Here is a 23,033-nt window from a genome sequence, read left to right as displayed (position 1 = left end):
CTGAATGGTGAAGAAAAGGCATTTGTCTGATGGTGCACATAATGCTAGAGGAACTAGGTTTCAGGCAAGGCCAATCTTTGTTTCTAGATACAAAGTCACTAGCACTCGAGCAACTTCCCCTCATCTCTAGGGTATTGAACCTGTCATTGGAGTGGGATAAAGCCCTTTCTCTTCATGGACCAGACGGAACGGTCGTGAATGTTGTGGGGAAAGGGGAAACGCAGGAAGCAATTACGCCATTGAGGGAGGATTCCATTCCCTGGAACTTCAAAAGAATAGATCAGGATTCGCTTAGATCCATGGTAAGGGATCTCCTACCCTGCGAGGAGGGGGAAGGATACCTTAACCCTTCTCCCTGGGAAAGAACACTCTCAGGTAGATCCGTTAAACTAGCCCCAGGAGAAGTGGGTCCTGGTAAGGTTCAGGAGGAGCTGGAGATGACCGAAATGGTACAAACTGGATTCTATAACGCCTTTTTTCATCATCTTAACCCCTTGTACATCTCGTCCATTGGATTGAGATCCTCTATTTCCATTAGGACTTTCATGGTTTCGATCCAGGGAAGTTCATCTTCTTACACGCTATTTTCCAATAGATCGTTCACCGTGGAGTTCGAAAATGGGAGAGCAAGAATAGATGGAGGCGCATTAATGAAGAGATCTACCACATGGAGGGAAGCAAAACCCCACAGAATGGTTTGGGATGCTGTTAACCAAGTTATTGACCTGGATTGCAGGCCTAAGTACAAGGTATCATTGTTGAGAATAGAGCCTTCCTCTGTTGTACCCCTTCGCTTGAAGTATGAAAACGGGAAAGTGGAGATTGACTTGTTGAACCTAGATGATAAGCCCGTGGTGTCAACCCTTTATCTTCCTGCAAGGATAACGTCTGCATTTGTTACGGATCCTAGGGATATGTCGGGTGAGAGTATAGATCCAGAATTCGACAGAGTGAAGGTCCCCATGAGAAGATGGGGACTTCTTTCAGTATCCCTTGAGGTCAAGAGGCTACTTGAGGCCCTACTAAAGAAAAAGATTATTTCAGCATGAGATTAGTTTCGTAAAGGCAAGAGGGGAGAGAGATCCCGTTTCTCTTCAGCGCCTTCTTCCCTTCGGCACAAAGTATACAGTAATAGCTTGAGAGCTGGGTGCTACCCCCAGAGGAACTTATCTTATCAACTAGATCACCAATCATCTCCATGAGCCTGGGATCCTTCTCAATGATGCTTTTCACTGCTGTGCCCCTTTTACCATTCATATAATTGGCAACTGCCGCTGGAGTAATTCCCATAAGTAAAGCTGCCCTGTACAGTGGATATCCCTTATCCTTCACAAGCTTAGTTGCAATAATTGAACGCATTGCTGGCAATAGCTCCTTCACAGAGTATTCGCAAGGTGGAACTAATGACATCGTCTTTACCATTAATCTATTATGAATACATGTATAAAAACATGAATATAGAACTAGCATTGCAATTTGACTATAGATACAAGTTATCTATTTGCTCCAAGACATGGTATCTAATACTATAACTAAAAATAAAAAAAGGCTTAGAGTTCACAAGTCTTGCATCCACCAGCGAAGTTCTCGCTTACTTCCACGAACTTCTTTTCCATTCTAAGGGATGATGGCAAAGCCTTTGACTTCTCCTCCCTCTCCTTCTTCAGTCCGAAGTATATGACCTGTTGCGACTTGGACTTATCCCTATATACTGTAATTCCCTTTATTCCCAGCTTCCAAGCGGTCATATAGACCTTCTCTACGGTATCTGCAGGCTCCTCACTTCTCAGATTTATTGTCTTTGATGTCCCTGAGTCGTTCCACTGTTGCCACGCCGCCTGATGCAGAACATGATACATTGGCTCTACTTCGTGGGCTGTTCTGAACAGCTTTCTTATAGTCTTGGGCACAAACGGATTATCTCCAACCTCTCCAGTTTCAGCTATTTTCTTGACTACGTCTGGCGTATCTAACTCATACTTTCTTAGGTACTCCAGGAAGAGAGGGTCAATCTCCATGAACTTCCCCACGGCGACGTTCCTGATGAACGCCAATGCGAACAGAGGCTCAATTGACGAGGATGTCCCAGCAATTATGGATATGGTGCCCGTTGGGGCTACAGATACCACGGTGGCATTTCGTAAACCGTATTTAAGTCTCATGTCCTTAAGTACGGTGACGTCCAATTTCTCGGCCTCTGACATCAACTTCTTTGCGTAATCTGAGGGTTTACCCCTGATCCCAGAAATGGTCAATATCTCGTCGAGTTCCCTAGCTGATTCCCATACGTCCTTGTACCTAACAGGATCGTATGCGGGGAAGGATCCCTTCTCCTTGGCCAGCTCAATTGAAGTCTTCATGGCGTGGTAGTAAATGAACTTAGCGAGATAGTACGATACGTAAACTGCATCCACGCTGTCATAGGGGATGCCTAGCTTTATCAACGCTCTCGCTAGGCCCATCACGCCTAGCCCAACCTTTCTTGTCCTCTTGGTTGCCTGCTCTATTTGAGGTAGAGGATACCTGTTAGCATCTACCACGTTATCAAGGAACCTGACCGCATATCTTATGGTATTGGCCAAGTCGTCCCAATCTATGTATGGGGTTCCGTCCCTTTCCTTGACGAACTTCTCTAGGTTAAGGGAGCCTAGGTTGCACGACTCCCAGGGGAGTAGTGGTTCTTCTCCACACGGGTTGGTAGCCTGGATCTTTCCCAAGTACCATGTGGGATGCCTCCTGTTAATCTCATCTATGAACAGAAGGCCTGGATCACCTGAGTCCCATGCCCCCTTTACTATTTGCTCGAACAGAGTCCTCGCGTTAACCCACCTTATTACTGCGCCCTCCTTCTCTGCAATAGCCAGAGCCTCATCCACCGTAATTATCTTGCTCTCATCGAGGTAAACTGAGCCCTTTTCCTCTAACTCCCTGAGTATCTCCTCCTGAACCCACTCCTCGCGCATGTAATTCCTTGCCTTTACAATGTAGTATTCGTGGTCTGTACCAGGTATCTTGGTTTTCCTCGGGGTTATCAGGGGAACCTGCTCCTCTTTCATTACGGCCTCCATAAAGTAATCATAAACACCCACAGAGATGTTGAAGTTCTGGAGTTGAACGTCCTTTAGTTCACCGGTTTTAGCGTGAATGAAGTCCTCAATATCCGCGTGCCACGCATGCATGACACCCATGTTCGCACCACGTCTCTTACCGCCCTGTTTCACAACGTCAGTTGAAACATCAAAGATCTTCATGAAGGAGACCGGACCAGAGGCAACTCCCGCAGTAGACGCTACAACATCTCCCTTAGGTCTAAGTTCAGAGAAGTCGAATCCCGTGCCTCCTCCCTGTTGGTGAACCAGTGCCATCGCCCTGAGAGTGTCATATATACCGTCACCTGAGGGGGAAGTCATGGAATCCCTAACCGGTAGAACGAAACACGCTGAGAGTATACCGAGCCTAGTTCCGGAGTTCATCAGGGCAGGGGTGTTGGGCACGAACTTGAGAGAGGACATTATCTCATAGAATTTCTGCGCAGCATCCTGCTGAACGTTCTTATCCTGCTCGACTTTAGCCAGATACGAGGCGACTCTCTTGAACATCATCTGAGGCGTCTCAATGTACCTAAGAGTTTCGGGATCCTTCAACAGGTACCTAGCCTCTAACACCTTGAGGGCGTTATAGCTAATGAGTAGATCCTTGGGATCAAACTCGCTCCATTTACCCTTTCCAAATACGTGATTGTAGATTCTGGCCAGAACGTACTTTTTGGCCAGATCCATGAGCTCTGGGTGTTCCAAGGAACCCTCAATGAGGTTCCTCTCCACGATATCAGCTAACGATCTAGTATTTATCACGTTATCAGTAGAGTTTTGAATCACATCCTTTGCAATACCGTCCACTATCTCGTCATGTAGTGGACCGAGTTTTGAGAGGATCTTTTCTAGTTTAAATTCTTCCCTCCTACCGTCACGCTTTATGACTGATATCTTAGAGAGAGATAGTATACTGATGTCACTTTGCATGAGAATCTATATACTCTCTACCTTTTTTCATTTAACTATTTTCTTGCCATCTGGATGGTATTATCCAGGTCTAACCTTCCGAGGACTACACCGCATAAATTAGTAGGAGTAAAGTGTAGCAAGTTTTGTCTTTTCCTTTAACTAGTGATGTAGAAACCAAAACAGACTTTTCAGCTTTTTTATGGTACAAAATAGCGAATAACTACGATGCAAAATGGAGATTCGCGATTTTGATGGTTATTAGGACCTGGTATGACCAAGCTTAATTGCAAGGATCACAGTGGAGAAGGAAGCGGACCCGCCGGGATTCGGACCCGGGACCACAGGCTCCGAAGGCCTGCGCTCTATCCTGGCTGAGCTACGGGTCCAAGGGAAGATTTACATTTTAGTTAATGAACTTATTCCTAGAACCCTTAGACCGTTTCTCATCACGACCTCTACTCCCTTCACCAGGTTTAATCTGGTCATCCTCTTTTTCTCATCCTGTTCCTGGAGAACTCTCTCCTTATCGTACCATGCGTTGAAAGTATCAGCTAGGTATCTGAGATAGGAAACCAAGAGCTCGGGCTCTAGGCTGTCCGCAGAGTTCTTGAAGGTTTCTGGGAACTTGGCGATAGCGAGAAGTAACCTTCTTTTCTCCCCTACCAGGTCACCATAATCGACATCTAGGTTTATTTCGCCCGTAAATTTTGAAAGGATATTGTAGGCCCTCACGTAGGTATACTGGAGATATGGCCCACTATTTTGTTCAAAGTTTGTGACCTTCCCCACATTGAACGTAATGGGCTTGTCGGCGGAGACAGAGAGTAGCGCATATCTTATGGCCGAGTTAACTATCTCGGCTATGTTAACCTGGTTACCCCTGTCCTTAGTCTTCTCCTCCACTGCTTGCTTTACTTTTTCGTAAACTTCATCAAGGGAGATGTAACGTCCTAACCTCCCGCTCATAGTCATTCCTGGAAGGGTGACCATGCTGTATGAGTAATGAATCAGATTTTTCGCCATCTCAGGATAACCAAGAAGGTAGAGGGCAGCTCGAAGCTGTATCTGTGGTACAGTCTGTTGCTCAGCTATTACGTTAATTACCTGTTCTGCCTTACTCGTCAGGAACTTCCTTATGGTGTAGGCAATATCTCTTACCGTGTAAAGGGTTGTCCCGTCGGATCTAGTCAACACTAAGGGAGGTATCTCCAACCCTGCCGGAATCCTTAGCTCTTTCCTGACCTCGTCGTCTAGATACTTGTCTAGGTCCAGGGCCTCCGTTCCCTTATATTCTATTCTAGCTCTGGAGCTCAATGCAGATCTTAACACGGACTTCACTTCGCCAGACCATAGCAAGTCACTCTCGTAATCAAACTCGTCAAACTCGATGTTCAGTCTACCTAAACTCTCCCTGAACCCCTCCAAGACGTGGTTCACGTATTTTCTAACAATTTCCTTCATCTGTGGATCTCCGGCCTCATACCTCCTAATGATATCCGCAATCTTTCCCTCAGGATCTGGATCATCCCTTATGGATTCAGCCAACCTATCGAAATATTCCTGGTTTCTGGACCTTATCTCGGAAGCTAATCCCACAAGTTCATCTCTCTTGGTTACCTTCTCTCTGTACTCGGCATCCTGTGCAGTCTTGAGCTCGTCAGTTATGGCCCTGATTTCGAGGATGATATTGGTCATGGCATACACGGTTCCTGCCCATAGATCCTTCTTAGCTCCGTCTGGGGGTTCCGGATAACCAAGTTTGGAGAGACCATAAATCAGGATTGCAACCTGCCTACCGCTGTCATTAACGTAAAACCTAGAGATTACCTCATGGCCCCTTGCCCTAGAGAGCCTGACTAGGGCGTCGCCAATTATGGAATTCCTAAGATGTCCTATGTGAAGTGGGTGAATCGGGTTGGCACTTGTGTGCTCTATCACTATCCTCTTGGGCTTCTCTACCTTCTCTATTCCATAGTCCTGATCCATCGACGAAAAGACTTCCATGAAGAGTTGGGTCTCATCCAACCTCAGGTTAAGGAAGGGACCAGAGAGTGAGAGCGACCTAATAAACTTGGATTTGATCTCGAGATTTTGCGGTTTCTTTCCTAACGCGGGAAAGGGAATGGCCAGATCTCCCATTTCCTCGCGTGGCGGATACTCGATCGCCTTATAAACCGATTCCTGGCTTACTCCAAGTTCCTGACCCACCTGAGAGGATATCTCCTGTTTTATCTTCGCTAGAACATCCGCTGGCATAGTCCGCTGTTACCCTTTTAACTCTTTAAAGTTAAGACTCTTATCATGAAGAAAATAGCCGAAGTCCTAGTCGTGGAGGATTTTACGGGTAAGGGGAGCCCTAGGGAAAGATTGCAGGAAGTGTTAAGCGAATTGAAGGACGTTGACGCAATAAATGTGGTAACCGTGCATATCCCTGAATGGAACGAGGAGCTTGACTTAACAGGGGTTCATGTAATAGTGAGGGAAGTTGCAGAGACGTGATATTTGCCCCTACTATAAGTCAGGTTTTTGTACCTCGCCCATGTTGGATACTCCCTCAGATAGTGTAACCAGTCCCAATAGATGTTTCAAGTCCTATAGGGGTTGCAGGTACTATCAGGACACGGGGGAAGAAAAGCAAGGTCTAGAACTTTACCAAGGTGTGGATCAAGAGGTCAAGTTCTATCCCAAGGTTAACGTGATGGAGACCCCCCTCGACAGTCAATGTGAACATTATAGGCCAGTTAGAACCCAGAGAGGATACGTGGCCTACTGCAACATGCTCGCCAGAGTTCTTACTGTAAGCAACGCTTCCATGTGTAACAAGCACTGGCAAACCTGCCCAATTAGAACTAGCTAATCTGTTCCCAACTTAGCGTATCTTCCGTCCTCCAACAAGGTAACCTGCCTGTTTTCTGACAGGCTAGCTAGGGCCCTTCTAATCTTGTCCTCGCTTGCAATCCCAGAAAGTTTGCTATGAAGTTCCTTAAGGTTCATGGGCTTCTCCGTGAGTAGGTCTAGAAGTATCTGCTTAAGCTCCTCCTCGTTGGGCGCAGTCATTACCACTACATCTTTATCCGAATAAACTACCTTAAGCTTACTCTCGACCTCGCCCTCACTTTCTTTCGTCTTTCTAGATTTTTTACTTTTGACACTCAACGCAGTTCACTAGTATACTACTCGGTTAATCCTCTTTTAAATATTGTGAATACGCTTCTAACATACTCCCTAAAAATAGATGAGATTTAAGCGTGTTTATTTGCGAAAATAACTATATTATGTAATCTTAGATTATATTAATCTTAATGAGAAAATATTAGCTATGGATTTGAACAGATTTTAGAGAATATCTCGGACTTATCCTTGTAATAAAAGTAAGACTAGGAGTTTTTCTAATTCTTAGGCCGGTGTCTATACACTGTTCACCACTCCCATAACTAATCCTTTTATAGATGAAGGCATAATAACCTCATTAGGCGATTGTGATTTGGGAGATCCAGATTTTCTAAGGAACATCGCAAGCAGAATATTGACTCCTACGACCCTTGATCTGAAAAGATTGGACGATGTGAGAAGATTGTTGGCAGCAGCCGAATCTAAATACAAGTTTTCGTCATATGGAGGTGACCCTAAGAGGCTTGTTGAATACTTCCAGAGCCCCGATTTTACGGAACTCGTACTTGTCTTAGGCGTAGATCTTTCTAAGAAGTTACTTCAAGAAGTGATATCCAGTTATTCTGATAAGGATATTCAGGCTGCGGCCAAAAAGGCTTTAGACGAGATAGATGGATACAAAGACTTGGAAGATTCAGATACTCTTCTAATGTATAAAAAATTTTGAGCTTTAGCCGAAGGAAGGAGCTCCTCCCATTCCAGCTCCTTCTCCTTCTTCTCCGCCAGGAGTCTTACCCTTGCCACCCTCGGACTTCAACTGAGATGCGGCAATTAGATCATCAATCTTCAGCACTGAGGTAGCTGCCTCTGTTGAGCTCTTGAGAACTTGCCTCTTCACCCTAACCGGCTCTAGTACATTGATGGAGAACATGTCGTCGACTATCTTTCCGTTTATCACATCCACACCAGCATTGGCAATTCCCTTAACGTGTCTAGCCCTCAGGTCCATTAGGGTGGATATGGGCTCCATTCCGGCAGTTTCAGCCAATATGCTTGGGATCTCCTCTAGGGCATCAGCGTAAGCCTCTATGGCAAGCTGCTCCTTTCCTCCAACTGTCCTAGCATATTCCCTCAGTTTCATTGCAAGTTCCACCTCTATTGCTCCTCCGCCTGGCACTATCATGGGCTCCAATAGGATGTTTCTAAGCGCGTGAAGCGCGTCATTTATACTTCTCTCGGCCTCATCGAGGGCCATGTCATTGGATCCTCTCAATAGGATGTTCACAGCTCTTGGGTTCTTGGCGCCTTCAATGAAGACCATCTTGTCATTTCCAATTCTTCTCTCCTCAACCAATTCAGCGTAGCCTAGGTCCTCGGGAGTTGCATCCTTGATACTACTGATTATCCTAGCTCCCAACGCCTTCTCTAGCTTCTCAATATCGCTCCTCTTGACCCTTCTAACAGCCAGGATTCCCTTCTTGGCAAGGAAGTGCTGAGCTATATCATCAATCCCCTTCTGGCACACCACCACATTGGCCCCGATGCTGGCCAGCTTGTCAACCATCTCCTTGAGGTACTTTGTCTCCTCGTCTAAGAAGGACTTAATCTGCTCCGGGCTAGTGATGCTTATCTTAGCTGAAATCTCCGGCTTCTCTACCTCTAGAGCTGCGTCTAGAACGGCTATCTTGGCCTTCTCTACTCTCCTGGGCATGCCAGGGTGAACAACTTCCTTGTCAAGAACTAGACCGTGGACTAGGATACTGTCCTCTATTGTTCCTCCCTTCTTCTTGTCTATCTTAACTAGGTCAAGGCTCACATTGTAACCACCGTTGGGTAGGGGCTCAGCTACCTTGGAAACTGCATCAATGATTATGTCCATGATCTTGTTCATTTCGGCCTCAGATTCTGCAATGAACTTGCTTGCCATTGTGGTGTAAACTATCTTCTTGAGGTTGGCCTTAACTGCAGGATCCTGAAGGTTCTTAACATCTATCTTGGTGGAAATCTGAGTCAGGAGCTCAAGGGCCTTATTGAAGGCCTTCTTGTACCCTTCAATAATTATGGTAGGGTGAACGTTCTGGTCTAGAAGGGCCTCTGCCTTCTCCAAGAGAAGGCCTGCGAGAACCACTGCACTGGTTGTCCCGTCACCCACTTCAGCGTCCTGCGCCTTTGCAGCCTCAACTAGAAGCTTGGCAGCTGGATGCTGAATCTCCATTTCCTTGACAATTGTAGCTCCGTCGTTGGTAATGGTCACGTCGTTGAAGCTGTCAATCAGCATCTTGTCCAATCCCTTTGGACCCAAACTCGATCTGAGCATTTCAGCCAAAGTTCTTGCAGCAAGTATGTTATTCCTAAGGGCATCCCTGCCGGTTGACCTTGAAGTGCCTTCCTTGAATAGAAGAACTGGAACTCCAGCCATTCATTATCACCTTTTCTGGTGTCCATTCAGATCGCTTATATATAAATCTAACTCATCCTTAACAACCGTGCTCCTATGCCTAAATGAGTTGGGGAGCTTACGAGAATTTTTTTCCTAGTGTTCATGGAAATGGATGTGAAATGCGTAAGTTGCGGAGAAAACGGGGCGGAGATACTAATAAGCGGTAAACTACTCTGTCCCAGATGCTCCAGGCAGGAGATCTTACACAGGGTCAGGAAGAACCTTGGGAAGGCTGGGGTGAACCTAAGGGGGTCACAGGTCATTCTGGCTTATCCAAAATTCTACTCTGAAATAAGTCAATTTCTAAAATACCTGATAGAAAAAGTTTGTCAAAATTGTAACTTTATGATTAGTGAAGTTATTGTGGAAAATGGAAGGGAAATAAATTCTGTGATCAGGAACCTGATCCTGGAGATTGAGAGGCGCCCAGAAAGCCTAGTTATCCTACCCTTTACCGCAGACTTCTACGGAGCCTATCTGGTTTACTCTTCATCTTCCCTTGAAAACTCCTATCTTTCATTGTATGGCCTAAAATCTGAGGTGGCTCACAAAACCCTGGTCTCTCCCCTTTACGACACTCCAATCACAGAGTTGAGGGGATTTCAGGAGTTAACCGGGGAGTTAAAGACTGGGGATGAGGTGTTCGACACGATCTTGGAATGGCTTCACTCGAGCTTCGGCGATAATGAGGTCTTCCATACCTTTCCTCCCTCTATTCTGGCGATTCTAGGTAAGTTCTCGAGGTGTAGAAGGTGTGGAGCTGTGATTAGACCTGATTCTGGTGAATATTGTAAAGCTTGTTCAACTGAGCTTTCTCTTGAGAGGTAAGGGTTATCTCGTAATAGATCTCCGAACCCGATGGTTTAAACCTGGATGGGGGAATAGGCCCCGTGGAAATGTAAATCAAGTATCCGGAAGTGATTATCTCCTTCAACCCCTCTGGATCATATGAGTACATCTCCTCCAGCTGCGACATGAGATTAATTGCCTCCTTTATCTCCCTCGTTGATAGGGAGTAACCGCAGACTCTACATGAGTAATCAGGCATAACTGCCTCAAACCCACATTTGGGGCACTTCACGGGGGATCTAAGCCCAAACATGTTCCAGTTATACTGAAGAATGTCTATCAGATCCTTCCTCCCCCTCTTCTTGACCTCGGCGTATAACTGGGGGGCCAGATCCACGATCGGCTTCTTGATATTTACCACAACGAATTCCAGCTGATCGTCAGACAGTTTACTTACCTCAACCTCCCTGATTATCCTGACAGCAAGGTACTCCATCATTTCGTCCTTGGAGGCGTTCAGCCTGTTTATGATCGTCCTCGCCTTAGGTTTGGACTTAACCTGGCCCACTGCCGAGATAAAGGGCTCCTTTAGGATCTCCTTAAGGAGCTCCTTGTCCAAGTTGAGATGTGAAATTCCCAGTCCTACCTCAGCCTCATCAAGGTACTCGTCGAGAAGCTTCTCAGCGTCCACATACTTCTCTTTCTTAGCCTTCTTCTCCTTCTTTGGTTCTTCCTCTTCTTCCTCCTCTCTTTCTTCCTCTTCGGCTTTCTTTCTAGGCACTTTTAATTACACGCCTCTTCCTTAAACCGATTGAGCCAAATCCAGAAAGTCCAATGGCAAAATTTTCTTCTTGGAAGTGAACTCTTGGTATTTATTATCCAGAAACTCCAGAAATACTGGACAATTCTCGTATTTTCCATCTCTATTACATTTGTTTGAAAGTGAAAGGAAACATTTTGAAGTTTTCTTATCGTAATAGGGACAAACCTTATAGTAGGCCTTTGCGCTCTTCATTATCTTCTCGACCCAGATCTTCTTATGATCCTTCTTCTCCGCCTCCTTTTCCGCCTTCGCTAAAGCCTTATTGATCTCGTCTTCAGACATTTTTATCGATTTATTTGACGACAACGGAAACACCTCTTTACATTACCATCTCTTCAACTGGACCAGTTATATAGATTACTACTACTCTTTTCATATTTTCTTGTCAGAGCAATCATATCATGTTTGTATAATAGTTAGTAAAACAGCTTAGAAGTCAACAAAACTTCACAGCTGGTAGAAGTAAATATTAGCAGTTTTCGAGTTTCCTTTTAACGTTTTGAGAGAAGCCTATTCTAAACCCTAGCTTAGGGTCATTATACAGGTAAAGGATCTTCTTGGTCTGGAGGCCCCTCAAGACCTTGAACAGCCATGCCGAATCCGCCTTGTACTCCTCCTGCAATTGATCGATGTATATATATGTGGAACCCCATTGTTTATATCTCTCTAGAAGGAACATCAGAATATCTCTCTCTTCTTTATCTAATTTTTCTGAAATATCCGATAGACAAACCGTCGGATCCTTGTTTTGTGATTTATTGTCTCTAGATCTGGTTTTGGAGTCAATAAACGACAAGACTTCCTTCTCCTGTTTTTCCGAACTTTGTTTACCTTTGTTGTTTATTGTCTCCTTAACCTGTTCACCAAGCATTTGTTTAGCTATGACGAGCATTTCCTTGAACCTGGAGTTGGAGTACGATTCAATGATAGCAGTTGCGAGGGACTCTCCTTGAGGGGTAAGGTACCATCTTCCACCCTCAAGGTATATGAGGCCTTTCTTCTTCCAGTAGCTCAAGTAACTGCTCACGTACTTGGTCTCGTACCCTAGGTTTGAGGAGATCTCCGAGGTCCTCAGGGGCCTAGCGTGGAGCAAAACTAGGATAGCCTCCATAAGCTTAGATCTGGGAGATCCTCCGGCCTCCCGCGAGACCTGAATATCCTCCACGCTACGCTCCCTATCGGACACTGCAGTAAAGTATGTGCGAGTTTGCTTTTAATGGATAGCCAAATTATCCCCTAGGGAATACCATGGCTTTTTTGTCTAAGTGATACTGCACGTGGATATGGCCACATACTCATCGTATCCCACAATTACCCTGTACACTCCGCTGAACTTGAGGTCTAGAGATGGCTCCCCTGTGTCAAATCTGAGACAGTCTAACTTGTTCACCTTTGCCCTAGAGGAGACAAGAATCAGATCCTCTCTCCCTACCCTCCTCAACACCTCTGGCCCCAGCTCCTGGTTACCCCTACCTATAACGAAACCTTGTCCTCCGATAGGCGTTAGGACCAGCTTTAACTCCCCGGTTAATGACTTCAAATCCTCATAATTTGCGTTGTATTTTACCACTTTCTTTCCCTTGATGATATCAATAGACAGAAAGTTTGGTGAAAGCCCTAGAATCTGTTCTATTCTTTTGACCGTGGCTCCTGGCCCCATGATGTAGGTGACGTCGTCTTTCATTATTTTTTCTAGAAAAAAATAGGCAATCGAGTCTATTTCGTCTGAATAGTTGTATTCTTCCTTACTTGGAGTAAGTAAATTTGCAAATGAAATAGTGTTAGCCACATGAAACAGTTTAACCACATATCTACCTTTCCTATATTCCTCTTCGTCCAGGTCCAAAACCTCAGCCTTCACAACCCTAGCCTTTCCTTGAACGAATAGGGTTAGGAGGGTTCCAGCACTCTCGGGAGTTGTGGCAAACACTCCGCTATGCATCTTGACCCCAGCGGGAACGCCAAGGATTGGTAAACTCCCAGCAACCTCAGCTACGTCCCTGGCAGTACCGTCTCCGCCGACGAAAGTTATTATGTCTACCCCTTTCTCTTTCATCTCCTCTACGGCAATCAACGTGTCTTGCCTGGTTGAATCGTCTCTGCCGGAGTTGAGAAGAGTGTATCTTTTCCTGAGCTTCACGTATTCCTCTCCCATTTTCCCCCTTGGGACCAGGTACTCGACGTCAGGGGCTCTGGACAGGAACCTGTAAACCCTACCTGGGATTTCGGGATTCAGTAGCCTAATTCCATCGCTTCCCTTGAGGCCTATCCTACCGCCTGAGCCGGCGTATGGATTAACCAGAAATCCTACTCTCATGTTCTAGGAGAGAAATTCCCACCTTATATGCCAAATGAATGTCCTGTGGGATAAGGTAAATGATGAGACTGCCCACAGGTAATGAGGAGGAAAGAAGGGCTACCTCCTGTAAAAGGGATTTCATGGAGAAGTCCTCAGTCTTTGGTGGAATCTCTATTCCCTGGTTCTCCTTAATAGTGATCAGGGTAGCCTCAGCGCCAGTTCTGATGATGAGATCTCTCAACTGGATTACCCCCTCCCTCTCCACTAGGTTTTTCCCACCTAGAATCACCAGTTGGATGGCCTTCCAGTTAAGCGAGTTAATGTAGACCTCAGATATTCTTACCATCGATCTCCATCCCTCCACCAGTTTCTTCCCACCCTCCGTTAATTCAGTTCCCCCGATCCTATCAACAGTTATCAGGCCCATCTCCCTCAATCTCTTCAACATGGTTTTCACCGAGGCCTCGCTCAACCCAAGCTTCTTCATGAGGGTTAACCTACCCATTGGCGGTTCGTCATGGATCAGGTTCAAAGCCCACATAACGTAAGCCTCATCGTAGCTGGGCCTATTTCCCTGCCTGGGTTTGGTGGCCTCTTGGAGGGCGGAGATACCACTCATACTTTATAATTGCCGTCCTTGACTTTTAAATGATGCTAAAAGGGAATAATCTTCTGTGCCTGCTAGATCTTGATAGATACGATCTGCAGAGGTTACTTGACGTCTCCTTCTCCATGAAGGAGAAGGTGATGACTAACTCCGTCCCAAAGGCGTTAGAGGGAAAGAGAATCGCACTCTACTTCGAGAAACCCAGCACCAGGACCAGGATTAGCTCAGAGTTAGCCATCTCGATGATGGGTGGAACGGCAATAGTCCTGAGTAAGAACGATGTTCAGCTTTCCAGGGGAGAGCCCATAGAGGATACTGCAAGAATACTGGGAAGAATGGTTCACGGAATAGGTGCGAGAGTCCTGAAACATGATACCCTTCAGAAACTCGCGGAGTACTCAGGAAGGCCCACGGTAAACCTGCTAAGTGACCTGTCACATCCTCTTCAGGCAATTACCGACTTCATGACCATAAAGGAGATATTCGGGACACTTGACAAGCCCATAGCCTTCGTAGGTGATGGCGGAGATAACGTTCTTGTTAGCCTGATGGCCTTTGTGGCCAAGTTCGGGCTAGAGCTCAGGGTTGCCTCCCCGAAGGAGATGAGACCAAGGCCTGAGATATGGAAGAGAATAGAGGAGGAGGCCGAGGCCAGTCAAGCTATCATTGAGTTCTACGAGGATCCTTACGACGCAGTGAAGGGAGTATCAGTGGTCTACACTGACGTGTGGGTAAGCATGGGTCAGGAGGCCGAGGCGCAGAGGAGAAAGGAGATCCTCTCCAGGTATAGGGTTACTGAGGACCTCATGAGATACACCTCCTCAGACTCCATTTTCCTTCATTGCCTCCCCGCAGTGAGAGGAGAGGAGGTGGAGCAAAGCGTCATTGACGGGAAAAAGAGCAAAGTTTGGGATCAGGCTGAGAACAGGTTATATACAGCAATGTCCGCGTTTTCCCTTATTTATTGAAAGAACTCATCTATCTTTCTCTGCGAGAGGATCTTCCTAATGGTTCTAATCTCCCTAAGGTTTACCCTTTTTTCCTTGAGCCTGGACTGAACAAGGTCTAAGGCTTCGCCCAAGCTAGATGTTTTAGCTATCCTGTTCTGAAAAGCCCTTTTCACAGTCTCCCTGATGTGCCAGTTTCCCAATGGGGCAAAGTAATCCTTTGTGATCTCCCTAACAATGACAACTCCCGCAGACCTTGAGATCGAGTTAAGATACTCGAGCACCGATGTTCTGGCTGCCATATATCCCCCGTCGAGGGTGTCATAGTTTCCCCAGTAGTCTTCTTGAAGGTCAGTTATCACGAGCTCGTTGGACCAGAGGGCCATCTGATGCCAGATCTCTACCCATGAGATTGAGTAGGAGGATGGGTAAAGGATCACGTGAAAGTGATTTCCGAGGTATCCTTGATAGAACACTAACACCTCGTTTATTGCAGGGAGGGACACGACACGATCATAAAGTTCCTTCCCCACGATTGAATCCACAGCCGTAATTGCCCATCTAGTGGGGACTAGCTTCCTCCCCTTTCTGGTGCCCAACAATCCCAGTGATAGGGCATCAATAATCCTGTATATATCCTGCCCGCTTTCGTAAAGTGAAACTACTCCTTCTGTAGCCTTCACGTCGTCTTGTATCAGTTTCTCAAGCATCCTAGGGACTTTAGGGTTCTCCACCACCCTGATCTCCTCAGCCTTAACCGAGGGTCCTCGAGGTAACACGTAACCGTCAAATCTCAGCTTGGCCTCAAGCTTACCAGAGATCTTGCTCTCGGATTGAACAGGCCTCTCTGACACCACGGCCAGGGAAAGCTCCCTTTCATACAATTTCCACACATCCGTTACCTGAATAGAGGAGAAATTAGAAATGAGAGAAGAGCGGTAATTTATAATATCATATATGGTCGCCTTACCCCACCAGTTCACGGGATCTTCGTAAACCCTGGCCTGATCGCCCACTACACCAGGGGCAAGGTTGAAACTGAGAGATACCCTTGGATAACCCTTCTCTCCAACTACTGCGCTTGGAGGCGTGGATCCGTCTACAACACCCTTATCCAGGGATATCCTTGACGTGGCATTAACTACTGCCCTAAATCTCTCGGTGATGGGGCACGAGGAGAGGCCACACAAGAACTTAGTTCCCTTGCACCTCACGCATAGTTCTGCGGGAATCTTTCTCAAGTCCCAGTTTCCTCTCTATATACCATTGGGCTATCTTCAATTTAGCGGTTACTGTGAGCCCCACAGGCACAGGTGATATTTCCCCCTTTCTCAACTTCTCAAGTATTTCGTCCACGTTAAACTCCTCTAGAGCTACCTCATTGTACGCGGAGCCCAACGACTCCTTCACGTGAGCGTCACTGTTGGCAAGCCCAGGTAAGGAGAGCGTTCTAGCGACACTGTCTGCCTTTGCATTTGCTCCTCGCGGGGCCTTCGAATTATATATCTCAATAGCATTAAACTTGAATTTATACACCTGCTCCCCTATCCCATCCCTGAAAATATCGAAGGGATGCGAAGGGAAAACTATGCACGAGTTATCGCGCGAATAGTCCACAAGAAGGGAGAGGTCTTTCGGAGGATTTGGAGGGAAGTTACAAAGGACCACTACATGTCCAAATTGCGTCGTAACTTCCTGTCCAGGTATAACCTCTCCCTCAACGCGGGCAATACCCCTGGAGGTATCGTGATCTGTTAGGGCAATAACCAGGTTCAGTTTCTTAGCGTACTTAACTAAGGTTTCAGGCTCATGCTTTCCATCGCTAAAAAATGAGTGAACGTGAAAATCCACTCTCATACGTAGCCCAGCTCTTTCATAACCTCCAAAGTGAGAATGGTTATCCCTGCTGCGCCCCTAACCAAGTTATCCCCTAGTACAACCATCCTGAGAGCCCCATTTTCGTTCTTTACTCTCCCCACGCTAATGGCCATTCCCCTCTCAGCACTAACGTCTATCTCAGGTTGAGGCCTATCCTCCCCCTCTAGTACCCTGATTGGGGTCTTGGGAGCAGTGGGTAAGTTCCTCTCTTGGGGTAAGGATTTGAAAGAGGAAAGATCCCTCTTAACCTCCTCAGCATTAACCGGGGAGTCAAAGAACAGGTACATTACCCCCATATGTCCCACCTTGACCGGAACCCTCGTGGAGGTTACCAATGCTTTGAGCTCCACGTGGCGGATCGAGTCGTTTACTAGTGTCCCAAGCATCTTCCCGGATTCCTTAGGGATCTTTTCCTCCTCCCCCTTTATGAAGGGTATAACGTTGTTTGTGATTGACATGAAGGAAAGACCGTTATATCCTGCACCGCTTACCGCCTGGAGGGTGGTTATGATCATGTGATTTAAGCGGTACTTAAGAAGGGGTTTGATCGGCATGCTCATTATGGCAGCAGTACAATTGGGGTTCTTTACAAGAAGGCCCTTCCAACCCCTCTTCTGTCTTTGGGTTTCGAGAAGCTTCAGATGATCCCAGTTTACCTCGGGATTTATTAGTGGAACCTCTGGGTCCATTCTGAATGGACTTGCATTCGACACCACGGTTATCCCTTCCCTAACAAGTTTGAGCTCTATCCCCTCAGCTAGCTCATTGGGTAAGGCCGAAAGGACAACGTCTACGTCTTTGTGATCCTCTGGCTCGGTAGACACTATCTTGAGGTCCCTAGCCTGCTCTGGTACCTCTCCACCCTCAACCCACTTCACTGCCTCAATGTATCTTTTCCCTATCTTGCCCGGGGAAGCGCTAACCTTGGTGAGTTCTATGTAGGGATGAGAGGAGAGCAACCTAACCATCTTTTGCCCTACCATCCCCGTGGCTCCCAGAAGAGATACCTTCAGTTTATCCATTTTACAACAACCTCATGTAAGTCTTTAGCAAGATTAAAACCTTCATCTTTTTTCACCACAAATGTAGCGCTCACATTCCTAAGTCCCCTGGATATGGACGCCACCTCAAAGGACGAAGCCTCCCTCAACACTTCCCTGAATAGCTCCTTGTTCCTTAGCCCACATCCCACAACGCTTACTGCACTCGCGTCTTGGACGTTAATGCTATCCACATCCCTTAGCTCCTGTAGCCGAGAGGATAGCCTTTCTGCGTTCTTGGAGTCAACCACGATGTGAATGGTGGTCTCTGAGGCTGGCTGAGATAACGAAATGATGTTAACTCCCGCCTCTCTAGCCTTTTCCATTACCCTAGCTGCCGAACCTATCTTCCCCACAATGTTAGTGCTCTCCACGGAGATTAGCTTTAAGTCGTCGAGAACCGCTATTCCCTTCAATTTATCTGACGAGTCGCACGTTCCCTGGACCAGGGTATAACCCTCGTCGTAGAGCCCCTCTATGTAAACCCTTATATCCCTATCGAACATGGGCTCGAAAGTTCTTGGATGGAGCCTCTTGGCACCCATTTGCGCCAGCTCCATGGCCTCCTCTAGGGAGAGCCTAGATATGGTCTTGGCCCCGGGGAACTTCCTAGGATCTGCAGTCATGATACCTGGAACCTCGGTTACTAGCCTAACCTCTGGAAATCCTAGTAACTTACCGAGAAGAGTAGCAGTATAGTCGCTTCCTCCCCTCCCAACAGTAGTGTATCTCTCCGTTGGGGTCTTGCCTATGAAACCTGGAACCACAACAATCTTAGATGGAATATCTAGGACCTTCCTTGCCTCCATGGCGGAGAGATCTTCTATAACGTTGGCCTCTCCGAACGAGTCATCCGTTACAAGTAATGGTTCTGGGTAGGATTGAGCGTCCATTTTCCTGCTTCTTAACATGGCCCCTAAGGTTACGCTAGCCATCCTTTCACCAAAGGAGAGGATGTAATCCCTCACTCTCGCCGATATCTCATCGAGCACCTTGATGGACCAAGCTATCCTGAATAGCTCGTCCGCCAGCTTCGATATGGACTTGAACGCATTGTCAAATTCAGGTCCGTCCACAATCTTGGACAAGAGCTTGACGTGTCTATCATATATCTCGCTAACTATTTCCACCGCCTTATCCCTATTCTCCGTGGCTTCAATCAAGCTGTTGGTCACTCCCTTGAGGGCCGAGGTTACCACAATGGTCCTATCCCTCGATGAGTATTGGCTTATCCTGTTGGCTATGAGTTCGAAGTCCCTTTCATCCTTCTGAATTGATCCGCCAATCTTAACCACTAACATTCAGATCACCTAGAATTATATTTTCTAAATGATCAGGATTTACAATTATACGTCGAGCTGAAGATTTTATCATGGAGTCGGGGTCCTTTAATGCATGTCCAGTTAGTATCATGACGGTCTTGCTTGTCCTATCCACAAGTCCGTGTTCCAAGGCCTTCTTATATCCAGCAAAGGAGGCCACCGACGCCGGTTCAGCCCCTATTCCCTCCTTCCTGGCCAGTTCCCTCTGTGCCTCCATTATCTCGTTATCGCTGACGTAGATTGCAGTTCCCTGCGATTCCTTGATGGCCTTCATGGCCTTCTTCCAATTTACTGGTTTCCCTATCCTGATTGCTGTTGCCACGGTTTCTGGGTTCTCCACAAACTGGGGCGTGTCCTGGTTGTTTAGAATTGCCTTGGCAATTGGCGAAGCCCCTTCAGCTTGTACTCCAACCATTCTTGGTACCCTGTCAATTACTCCGGCATCCCTTAATTCTGTAAAGCCCTTCCAAATTGCATAAATATTCCCAGCATTCCCAACTGGTACGAACACGTAATCGGGAACACCTATCTCCTCCGTAATCTCATACGCAATAGTCTTCTGGCCCTCAAGTCTCCAGGGATTGAATGAGTTCAGCGGATAAACTATTCCCACGTCCTTATACAGTCTCATCACAGCCTTCATACCGACGTCGAAACTCCCCTCGACCTCTAGGATCGTGGCACCATATAGGATAGATTGGGCCAACTTACCTATGGCAACTTTGTCCTTAGGTAGAACTAGGTAAATCTTGAGTCCAGCCCTCGCCGAGTAAGCTGCGGCTGAGGCTGCAGTGTTTCCCGTGGACGCTGCAACCACAATCTTGTATCCCTCGCTTACTGCAGAGCTGATGGCAACTGTCATTCCCCTATCCTTGAAGCTACCAGTAGGGTTTGCGCCCTCAAACTTATAATACACCTCACTGTTCTCCCTTGATCTGATTAGGGGTGTTCCGCCTTCACTTATACTCACAATCTTCTTGTAATTTCCAGCTATAGCAGGGGAGTATCTCCAGACCCCTCTACCTCTTAACTTGGAGAACGAGAATGTAGGGGGTAACTTTACTGATATCTCGAGTATTCCCCCACATCTTGGGCAAGTGATCATTTTTTGGTCCAATTCGCTTTGGAACCCACATTCAATACAACGCATGGATCCCTCTAGTTTGTTTCCAACGACATGTCACCAGCCTGCATGATCGCTGTATGTAAAAATTTAAACTTTATGGGACCTTAGACTCCAATGGGCTTCAAGGATCTTCGAGACTATCTAGAGAATATGCGTTCCAAGGGCAAACTTATCGAAGTGGAGCACGAGGTTGATGTGAACCTGGAAATAGCCGAGCTAGGGAGAAGGGCCACATATTCTCATCTCCCACCGCTACTCTTCACCAGGGTTAAGGGTTATCCTGGCTGGAAAGTGCTCACTAACGTTTACTATTCAATGGAGGGAATCTATGAGTTGTTTGGGACCAAGAACCTTGAGGGGATAGCGGACAACTTTCTAGCGAGTTTCGGGGAGGTACCAATCACAATTCTCGATAAAGCGAAATCTCTCCCATCACTTCTGAAGCTGGGAAAGTACATGCCGAAGGGTAAGAAGGCCTTGTTCAAAGAGGACAAGAGCCTGAACCTGGAGGCATTGCCTGCAACAAAGACTTGGCCAAAGGATGCAGGCCGATACATGACGTTTTCTATTGTAATAACGAAGGATCCAGAAAAAAACACAAATAACTTAAGTATATATAGAGTACAAATATTGAATGAAAGGGAAGCGTTAGTGCACTGGCAAGCGTTCAAGAGAGGATCCCTGGCAGCCTCCAAGTACAGGGATCTGGGCTTGTCTAAGGTACCGGTGGCGATAGTCAATGGAGTGGACCCTATCATAACTTTCACTGCTGCGTCTCCTGTGCCTCCTGGACTGGACAAGTATCTGTTTGCCGGGATACTGAGGGATGAGGGCGTGGACGTGGTGGAGTTGGACAACGGAATACTGGTTCCAGCCCACGCCGAGTCAGTACTTGAGGGTTACGTAGATTTGAACGACATGAGGCCTGAAGGACCCTTTGGGGATCACCTAGGATACTACACTCCTCAGGATTACTACCCAGTGTTTAAGCTCGAGAAAGCCTACGTGAGGGAGAACCCCATCTACCATGTAACTTCCGTGGGAAAACCACCGCTCGAGGACACTTGGATAGGGAAGGGTGTTGAGAGGATATTCCTGCCTTTCCTGAAGATGATAATTCCAGACCTAGTTGACATGAACCTGCCAGAGTATGGTCTTTTCACTAGTATAGGAATATTTTCAATACGGAAAAGGTATCCAGGACAGGCCAGGAGGGCCATGATGTCAATTTGGGGTACTGGGCAACTTAGCTTCCTGAAGCTGGTGATCATTGTTGATAGCGACGTTAACATTCATGATATGAACCAGGTTCTTTATGCCATTGCCAGTACGGTGGATCCTCAACGCGACGTTATGATAGTTACCAATGCCCTAAATGACAGTTTAGATCATACAGTTCCTAATCCCCCTCTTGGGAGCAAAATGGGGATAGACGCAACTAGAAAGTTCAAGGAGGAGTTAGGGAAGGATTGGCCAGAGCCCGTAGAAAGTGATCCAGACGTGGTTAAGAGGATATCCGAGGTCTGGGAGAAGATAGCCTCTAAATGGCCAAGTCCTCCCTCAAGGTAGACTCACCCTTCTTATAGATCACTGTAACCTCTACTACGTCCAGACCCCTTGTGGGAATTTCGAGCTTATTAGTCACCTTCTCCACCCGAGTTTCCTCGGTAATTGTTCTCCTGCTCCTCTCGTCCGACGGAGAGAGTGATGTAACGCTATACTTTACTATTACCTCCCTGATAAGGAGGGGAGCCCCACTAACCGTTTCCAATATAATCCTTTCCCCATCTAACCTAGCCTTAAACTCGGTCATATTATCACGCACAAGCTAGCCTGTATTATGTATATTCTATCTTAAACGTTATTTTTCCTTAAGATAAGTAGTAGAGCTTACATGACCAGTAAAGTAGAGGATTTCGTGAGGAACTGGAATGGAAGACAGGAAGTTGGTATCGGAGAGAGAGTTAAGAATGCCTTCAAGCCCAAGCAACCCCTGAAGTACAAGCTGGTCACTGCAAATTACAAGCTAAGGACCACAATTAACAGGCTAGAAGTGTATATCTCGAAGATGCAGGAGAGAGACAGAGTTCTGTTTGAAAGAGTTATCTCGGCGCAAATGGCTAAGGACAACGCTAGAGCCTCTATGTATGCCAATGAGATAGCTGAGATTAGAAAGATGACTAAGCAAATAATGGGTGTACAGATCGCCCTTGAACAGGTTCAGCTCAGGTTGGAGACAGTGACTGAGGTTGCCGATGTGTTTAACAACCTTATCCCAGTGATTGGCGTAGTTAGGGAGCTCAAGAACGCAATAAAGGGAGTGATGCCTGAGATCAGCATGGAGCTGGCGGAAGTAGAGGAAGGATTGCAGGAAGTGATAATTGAGGCGGGAGACTTCACTGGAACAAGTGTGGAGCAGGCCGCTACGAGTCCAGAGGCAAGGAAGATATTGCAGGAAGCTAGCATGATAGCTGAGCAGAGAATGAAGGAGAACTTCCCTGACCTTCCTGCCTTGGTCACCACAACTCAGAAGGCAGAGAACGGGAACGGTTCTAAATAACTCTCATTCTTTTAATCTTTTCGTGTTTTATATCATCTATTTTTTATTCGCTTTAACCTTCTAAGCAGATTTTTAAGTTTTGATGCG

Annotated in this window: 24 protein-coding genes and 1 tRNA gene; 8 read left to right on the top strand and 17 right to left on the bottom strand. The window is 46.6% G+C overall.

The window, feature by feature from the left end:
* Positions 1 to 29: 29 nt before the first annotated feature.
* Complete coding sequence (locus tag MSED_RS08760) at positions 30 to 1,049, top strand: hypothetical protein (protein ID WP_230842343.1); 1,020 nt, start codon at positions 30 to 32, stop codon at positions 1,047 to 1,049.
* On the opposite strand, the gene MSED_RS08755 is transcribed toward MSED_RS08760, so the two are convergent.
* From MSED_RS08755 to MSED_RS08740, 4 genes are all read right to left on the bottom strand, one after another.
* Positions 1,036 to 1,410, bottom strand: coding sequence for a transcriptional regulator (locus MSED_RS08755; protein WP_048060343.1), 375 nt, complete (start codon positions 1,408 to 1,410; stop codon positions 1,036 to 1,038). The two genes, MSED_RS08760 and MSED_RS08755, sit on opposite strands and share 14 nt — an antisense overlap.
* Positions 1,411 to 1,550: 140 nt before the next feature.
* The gene (locus MSED_RS08750) at positions 1,551 to 4,022 is read right to left on the bottom strand and encodes an adenosylcobalamin-dependent ribonucleoside-diphosphate reductase (protein WP_012021658.1); all 2,472 of its coding nucleotides are present in this window, start codon (positions 4,020 to 4,022) and stop codon (positions 1,551 to 1,553) included.
* Between the two features lie 293 nt (positions 4,023 to 4,315).
* A tRNA-Arg gene (locus MSED_RS08745) sits at positions 4,316 to 4,390 on the bottom strand.
* Between the two features lie 10 nt (positions 4,391 to 4,400).
* Positions 4,401 to 6,260: an arginine--tRNA ligase gene (locus tag MSED_RS08740; protein ID WP_012021657.1), complete on the bottom strand. Its 1,860-nt coding sequence runs from the start codon at positions 6,258 to 6,260 to the stop codon at positions 4,401 to 4,403.
* 45 nt (positions 6,261 to 6,305) lie between these two features.
* On the opposite strand from MSED_RS08740, the gene MSED_RS08735 reads away from it, so the two are divergent.
* Positions 6,306 to 6,503 carry a hypothetical protein gene (locus MSED_RS08735; protein WP_012021656.1) on the top strand — a complete coding sequence of 66 codons (198 nt, stop codon included), beginning with the start codon at positions 6,306 to 6,308 and terminating at the stop codon, positions 6,501 to 6,503.
* A complete protein-coding gene (locus tag MSED_RS08730) occupies positions 6,490 to 6,861 on the top strand; it encodes a hypothetical protein (RefSeq protein ID WP_012021655.1) in 372 nt (123 codons plus the stop codon). Before MSED_RS08735 ends, MSED_RS08730 begins: the two co-directional genes overlap by 14 nt.
* Here MSED_RS08730 and MSED_RS08725 read toward each other — a convergent pair.
* The gene (locus MSED_RS08725; RefSeq protein ID WP_012021654.1) at positions 6,858 to 7,160 is read right to left on the bottom strand and encodes a hypothetical protein; all 303 of its coding nucleotides are present in this window, start codon (positions 7,158 to 7,160) and stop codon (positions 6,858 to 6,860) included. The genes MSED_RS08730 and MSED_RS08725 overlap by 4 nt on opposite strands.
* Positions 7,161 to 7,488: 328 nt before the next feature.
* Between MSED_RS08725 and MSED_RS08720 the strand changes: the two genes are divergently transcribed.
* Positions 7,489 to 7,842 (top strand): hypothetical protein, encoded by a 354-nt coding sequence (locus MSED_RS08720; RefSeq protein WP_012021653.1) that lies wholly within the window; start codon positions 7,489 to 7,491, stop codon positions 7,840 to 7,842.
* Positions 7,843 to 7,845: 3 nt separating this feature from the next.
* Here the strand turns inward: MSED_RS08720 and thsA are convergent, their stop codons facing one another.
* Positions 7,846 to 9,534, bottom strand: a complete 1,689-nt coding sequence (gene thsA, locus MSED_RS08715; RefSeq protein WP_012021652.1) for a thermosome subunit alpha — start codon at positions 9,532 to 9,534, stop codon at positions 7,846 to 7,848.
* 129 nt (positions 9,535 to 9,663) lie between these two features.
* Between thsA and MSED_RS08710 the strand changes: the two genes are divergently transcribed.
* Complete coding sequence (locus MSED_RS08710) at positions 9,664 to 10,383, top strand: hypothetical protein (RefSeq protein WP_225938926.1); 720 nt, start codon at positions 9,664 to 9,666, stop codon at positions 10,381 to 10,383.
* Here MSED_RS08710 and MSED_RS08705 read toward each other — a convergent pair.
* The 5 genes from MSED_RS08705 to MSED_RS08685 all read right to left on the bottom strand — a co-directional run bounded on the left by MSED_RS08705 (position 10,322) and on the right by MSED_RS08685 (position 14,085).
* Positions 10,322 to 11,125, bottom strand: coding sequence for a hypothetical protein (locus MSED_RS08705; RefSeq protein ID WP_012021650.1), 804 nt, complete (start codon positions 11,123 to 11,125; stop codon positions 10,322 to 10,324). The genes MSED_RS08710 and MSED_RS08705 overlap by 62 nt on opposite strands.
* A 21-nt stretch (positions 11,126 to 11,146) precedes the next feature.
* On the bottom strand, positions 11,147 to 11,473 hold the full coding sequence (locus MSED_RS08700) for a hypothetical protein (RefSeq protein WP_012021649.1): 327 nt from the start codon (positions 11,471 to 11,473) through the stop codon (positions 11,147 to 11,149).
* 163 nt (positions 11,474 to 11,636) lie between these two features.
* On the bottom strand, positions 11,637 to 12,278 hold the full coding sequence (locus MSED_RS08695; protein ID WP_275691946.1) for a helix-turn-helix domain-containing protein: 642 nt from the start codon (positions 12,276 to 12,278) through the stop codon (positions 11,637 to 11,639).
* 150 nt (positions 12,279 to 12,428) lie between these two features.
* On the bottom strand, positions 12,429 to 13,484 hold the full coding sequence (locus MSED_RS08690) for an ATP-NAD kinase family protein (protein WP_012021647.1): 1,056 nt from the start codon (positions 13,482 to 13,484) through the stop codon (positions 12,429 to 12,431).
* Positions 13,462 to 14,085, bottom strand: coding sequence for a DUF4443 domain-containing protein (locus MSED_RS08685; RefSeq protein ID WP_012021646.1), 624 nt, complete (start codon positions 14,083 to 14,085; stop codon positions 13,462 to 13,464). Before MSED_RS08685 ends, MSED_RS08690 begins: the two co-directional genes overlap by 23 nt.
* Before the next feature lie 32 nt (positions 14,086 to 14,117).
* Here MSED_RS08685 and argF point away from each other — a divergent pair, with 32 nt between their 5' ends.
* The gene (argF, locus tag MSED_RS08680; RefSeq protein ID WP_048060130.1) at positions 14,118 to 15,041 is read left to right on the top strand and encodes an ornithine carbamoyltransferase; all 924 of its coding nucleotides are present in this window, start codon (positions 14,118 to 14,120) and stop codon (positions 15,039 to 15,041) included.
* Here argF and MSED_RS08675 read toward each other — a convergent pair.
* From MSED_RS08675 to thrC, 5 genes are read right to left on the bottom strand one after another with little or no spacing between them, the layout of a single operon-like run.
* Complete coding sequence (locus MSED_RS08675) at positions 15,035 to 16,261, bottom strand: Nre family DNA repair protein (RefSeq protein WP_048060129.1); 1,227 nt, start codon at positions 16,259 to 16,261, stop codon at positions 15,035 to 15,037. The two genes, argF and MSED_RS08675, sit on opposite strands and share 7 nt — an antisense overlap.
* The gene (locus MSED_RS08670; RefSeq protein WP_012021643.1) at positions 16,215 to 16,877 is read right to left on the bottom strand and encodes a PHP-associated domain-containing protein; all 663 of its coding nucleotides are present in this window, start codon (positions 16,875 to 16,877) and stop codon (positions 16,215 to 16,217) included. Before MSED_RS08670 ends, MSED_RS08675 begins: the two co-directional genes overlap by 47 nt.
* Positions 16,874 to 17,920, bottom strand: coding sequence for an aspartate-semialdehyde dehydrogenase (gene asd, locus MSED_RS08665; RefSeq protein ID WP_012021642.1), 1,047 nt, complete (start codon positions 17,918 to 17,920; stop codon positions 16,874 to 16,876). Before asd ends, MSED_RS08670 begins: the two co-directional genes overlap by 4 nt.
* Entirely contained in the window at positions 17,908 to 19,239 is a 1,332-nt protein-coding gene (locus tag MSED_RS08660) for an aspartate kinase (RefSeq protein WP_012021641.1), read from the bottom strand. The genes asd and MSED_RS08660 overlap by 13 nt, the downstream gene beginning before the upstream one ends.
* On the bottom strand, positions 19,226 to 20,410 hold the full coding sequence (gene thrC, locus MSED_RS08655; RefSeq protein ID WP_012021640.1) for a threonine synthase: 1,185 nt from the start codon (positions 20,408 to 20,410) through the stop codon (positions 19,226 to 19,228). The genes MSED_RS08660 and thrC overlap by 14 nt, the downstream gene beginning before the upstream one ends.
* 90 nt (positions 20,411 to 20,500) lie before the next feature.
* On the opposite strand from thrC, the gene MSED_RS08650 reads away from it, so the two are divergent.
* Positions 20,501 to 21,955: a UbiD family decarboxylase gene (locus MSED_RS08650; RefSeq protein ID WP_012021639.1), complete on the top strand. Its 1,455-nt coding sequence runs from the start codon at positions 20,501 to 20,503 to the stop codon at positions 21,953 to 21,955.
* On the opposite strand, the gene MSED_RS08645 is transcribed toward MSED_RS08650, so the two are convergent.
* A complete protein-coding gene (locus tag MSED_RS08645) occupies positions 21,927 to 22,199 on the bottom strand; it encodes a hypothetical protein (RefSeq protein ID WP_012021638.1) in 273 nt (90 codons plus the stop codon). The genes MSED_RS08650 and MSED_RS08645 overlap by 29 nt on opposite strands.
* Before the next feature lie 81 nt (positions 22,200 to 22,280).
* On the opposite strand from MSED_RS08645, the gene cdvB1/B2 reads away from it, so the two are divergent.
* Positions 22,281 to 22,946 carry a cell division protein CdvB1/B2 gene (gene cdvB1/B2 / locus MSED_RS08640; protein ID WP_012021637.1) on the top strand — a complete coding sequence of 222 codons (666 nt, stop codon included), beginning with the start codon at positions 22,281 to 22,283 and terminating at the stop codon, positions 22,944 to 22,946.
* Positions 22,947 to 23,033: the final 87 nt, after the last annotated feature.

The organism is Metallosphaera sedula DSM 5348 (assembly GCF_000016605.1).
Taxonomy (GTDB): domain Archaea; phylum Thermoproteota; class Thermoprotei_A; order Sulfolobales; family Sulfolobaceae; genus Metallosphaera; species Metallosphaera sedula.
This window is presented reverse-complemented; position numbering and strand designations above follow the sequence as displayed.

Excerpts from the sequence above, each read along its gene's own strand:
- MSED_RS08690 (WP_012021647.1), bottom strand. The coding sequence starts at position 13,484 with ATGAGAGTAGGATTTCTGGTTAATCCATACGCCGGCTCAGGCGGTAGG.
- cdvB1/B2 (WP_012021637.1), top strand. The coding sequence starts at position 22,281 with ATGACCAGTAAAGTAGAGGATTTCGTGAGGAACTGGAATGGAAGACAG.
- asd (WP_012021642.1), bottom strand. The coding sequence starts at position 17,920 with ATGGATAAACTGAAGGTATCTCTTCTGGGAGCCACGGGGATGGTAGGG.
- MSED_RS08650 (WP_012021639.1), top strand. The coding sequence starts at position 20,501 with ATGGGCTTCAAGGATCTTCGAGACTATCTAGAGAATATGCGTTCCAAG.
- MSED_RS08710 (WP_225938926.1), top strand. The coding sequence starts at position 9,664 with ATGGATGTGAAATGCGTAAGTTGCGGAGAAAACGGGGCGGAGATACTA.
- MSED_RS08645 (WP_012021638.1), bottom strand. The coding sequence starts at position 22,199 with ATGACCGAGTTTAAGGCTAGGTTAGATGGGGAAAGGATTATATTGGAA.
- MSED_RS08695 (WP_275691946.1), bottom strand. The coding sequence starts at position 12,278 with ATGGAGGCTATCCTAGTTTTGCTCCACGCTAGGCCCCTGAGGACCTCG.
- MSED_RS08755 (WP_048060343.1), bottom strand. The coding sequence starts at position 1,410 with ATGTCATTAGTTCCACCTTGCGAATACTCTGTGAAGGAGCTATTGCCA.
- MSED_RS08685 (WP_012021646.1), bottom strand. The coding sequence starts at position 14,085 with ATGAGTGGTATCTCCGCCCTCCAAGAGGCCACCAAACCCAGGCAGGGA.
- MSED_RS08660 (WP_012021641.1), bottom strand. The coding sequence starts at position 19,239 with ATGTTAGTGGTTAAGATTGGCGGATCAATTCAGAAGGATGAAAGGGAC.
- thsA (WP_012021652.1), bottom strand. The coding sequence starts at position 9,534 with ATGGCTGGAGTTCCAGTTCTTCTATTCAAGGAAGGCACTTCAAGGTCA.
- MSED_RS08670 (WP_012021643.1), bottom strand. The coding sequence starts at position 16,877 with ATGAGAGTGGATTTTCACGTTCACTCATTTTTTAGCGATGGAAAGCAT.
- MSED_RS08735 (WP_012021656.1), top strand. The coding sequence starts at position 6,306 with ATGAAGAAAATAGCCGAAGTCCTAGTCGTGGAGGATTTTACGGGTAAG.
- thrC (WP_012021640.1), bottom strand. The coding sequence starts at position 20,410 with ATGCGTTGTATTGAATGTGGGTTCCAAAGCGAATTGGACCAAAAAATG.
- argF (WP_048060130.1), top strand. The coding sequence starts at position 14,118 with ATGCTAAAAGGGAATAATCTTCTGTGCCTGCTAGATCTTGATAGATAC.
- MSED_RS08760 (WP_230842343.1), top strand. The coding sequence starts at position 30 with ATGGTGCACATAATGCTAGAGGAACTAGGTTTCAGGCAAGGCCAATCT.
- MSED_RS08750 (WP_012021658.1), bottom strand. The coding sequence starts at position 4,022 with ATGCAAAGTGACATCAGTATACTATCTCTCTCTAAGATATCAGTCATA.
- MSED_RS08740 (WP_012021657.1), bottom strand. The coding sequence starts at position 6,260 with ATGCCAGCGGATGTTCTAGCGAAGATAAAACAGGAGATATCCTCTCAG.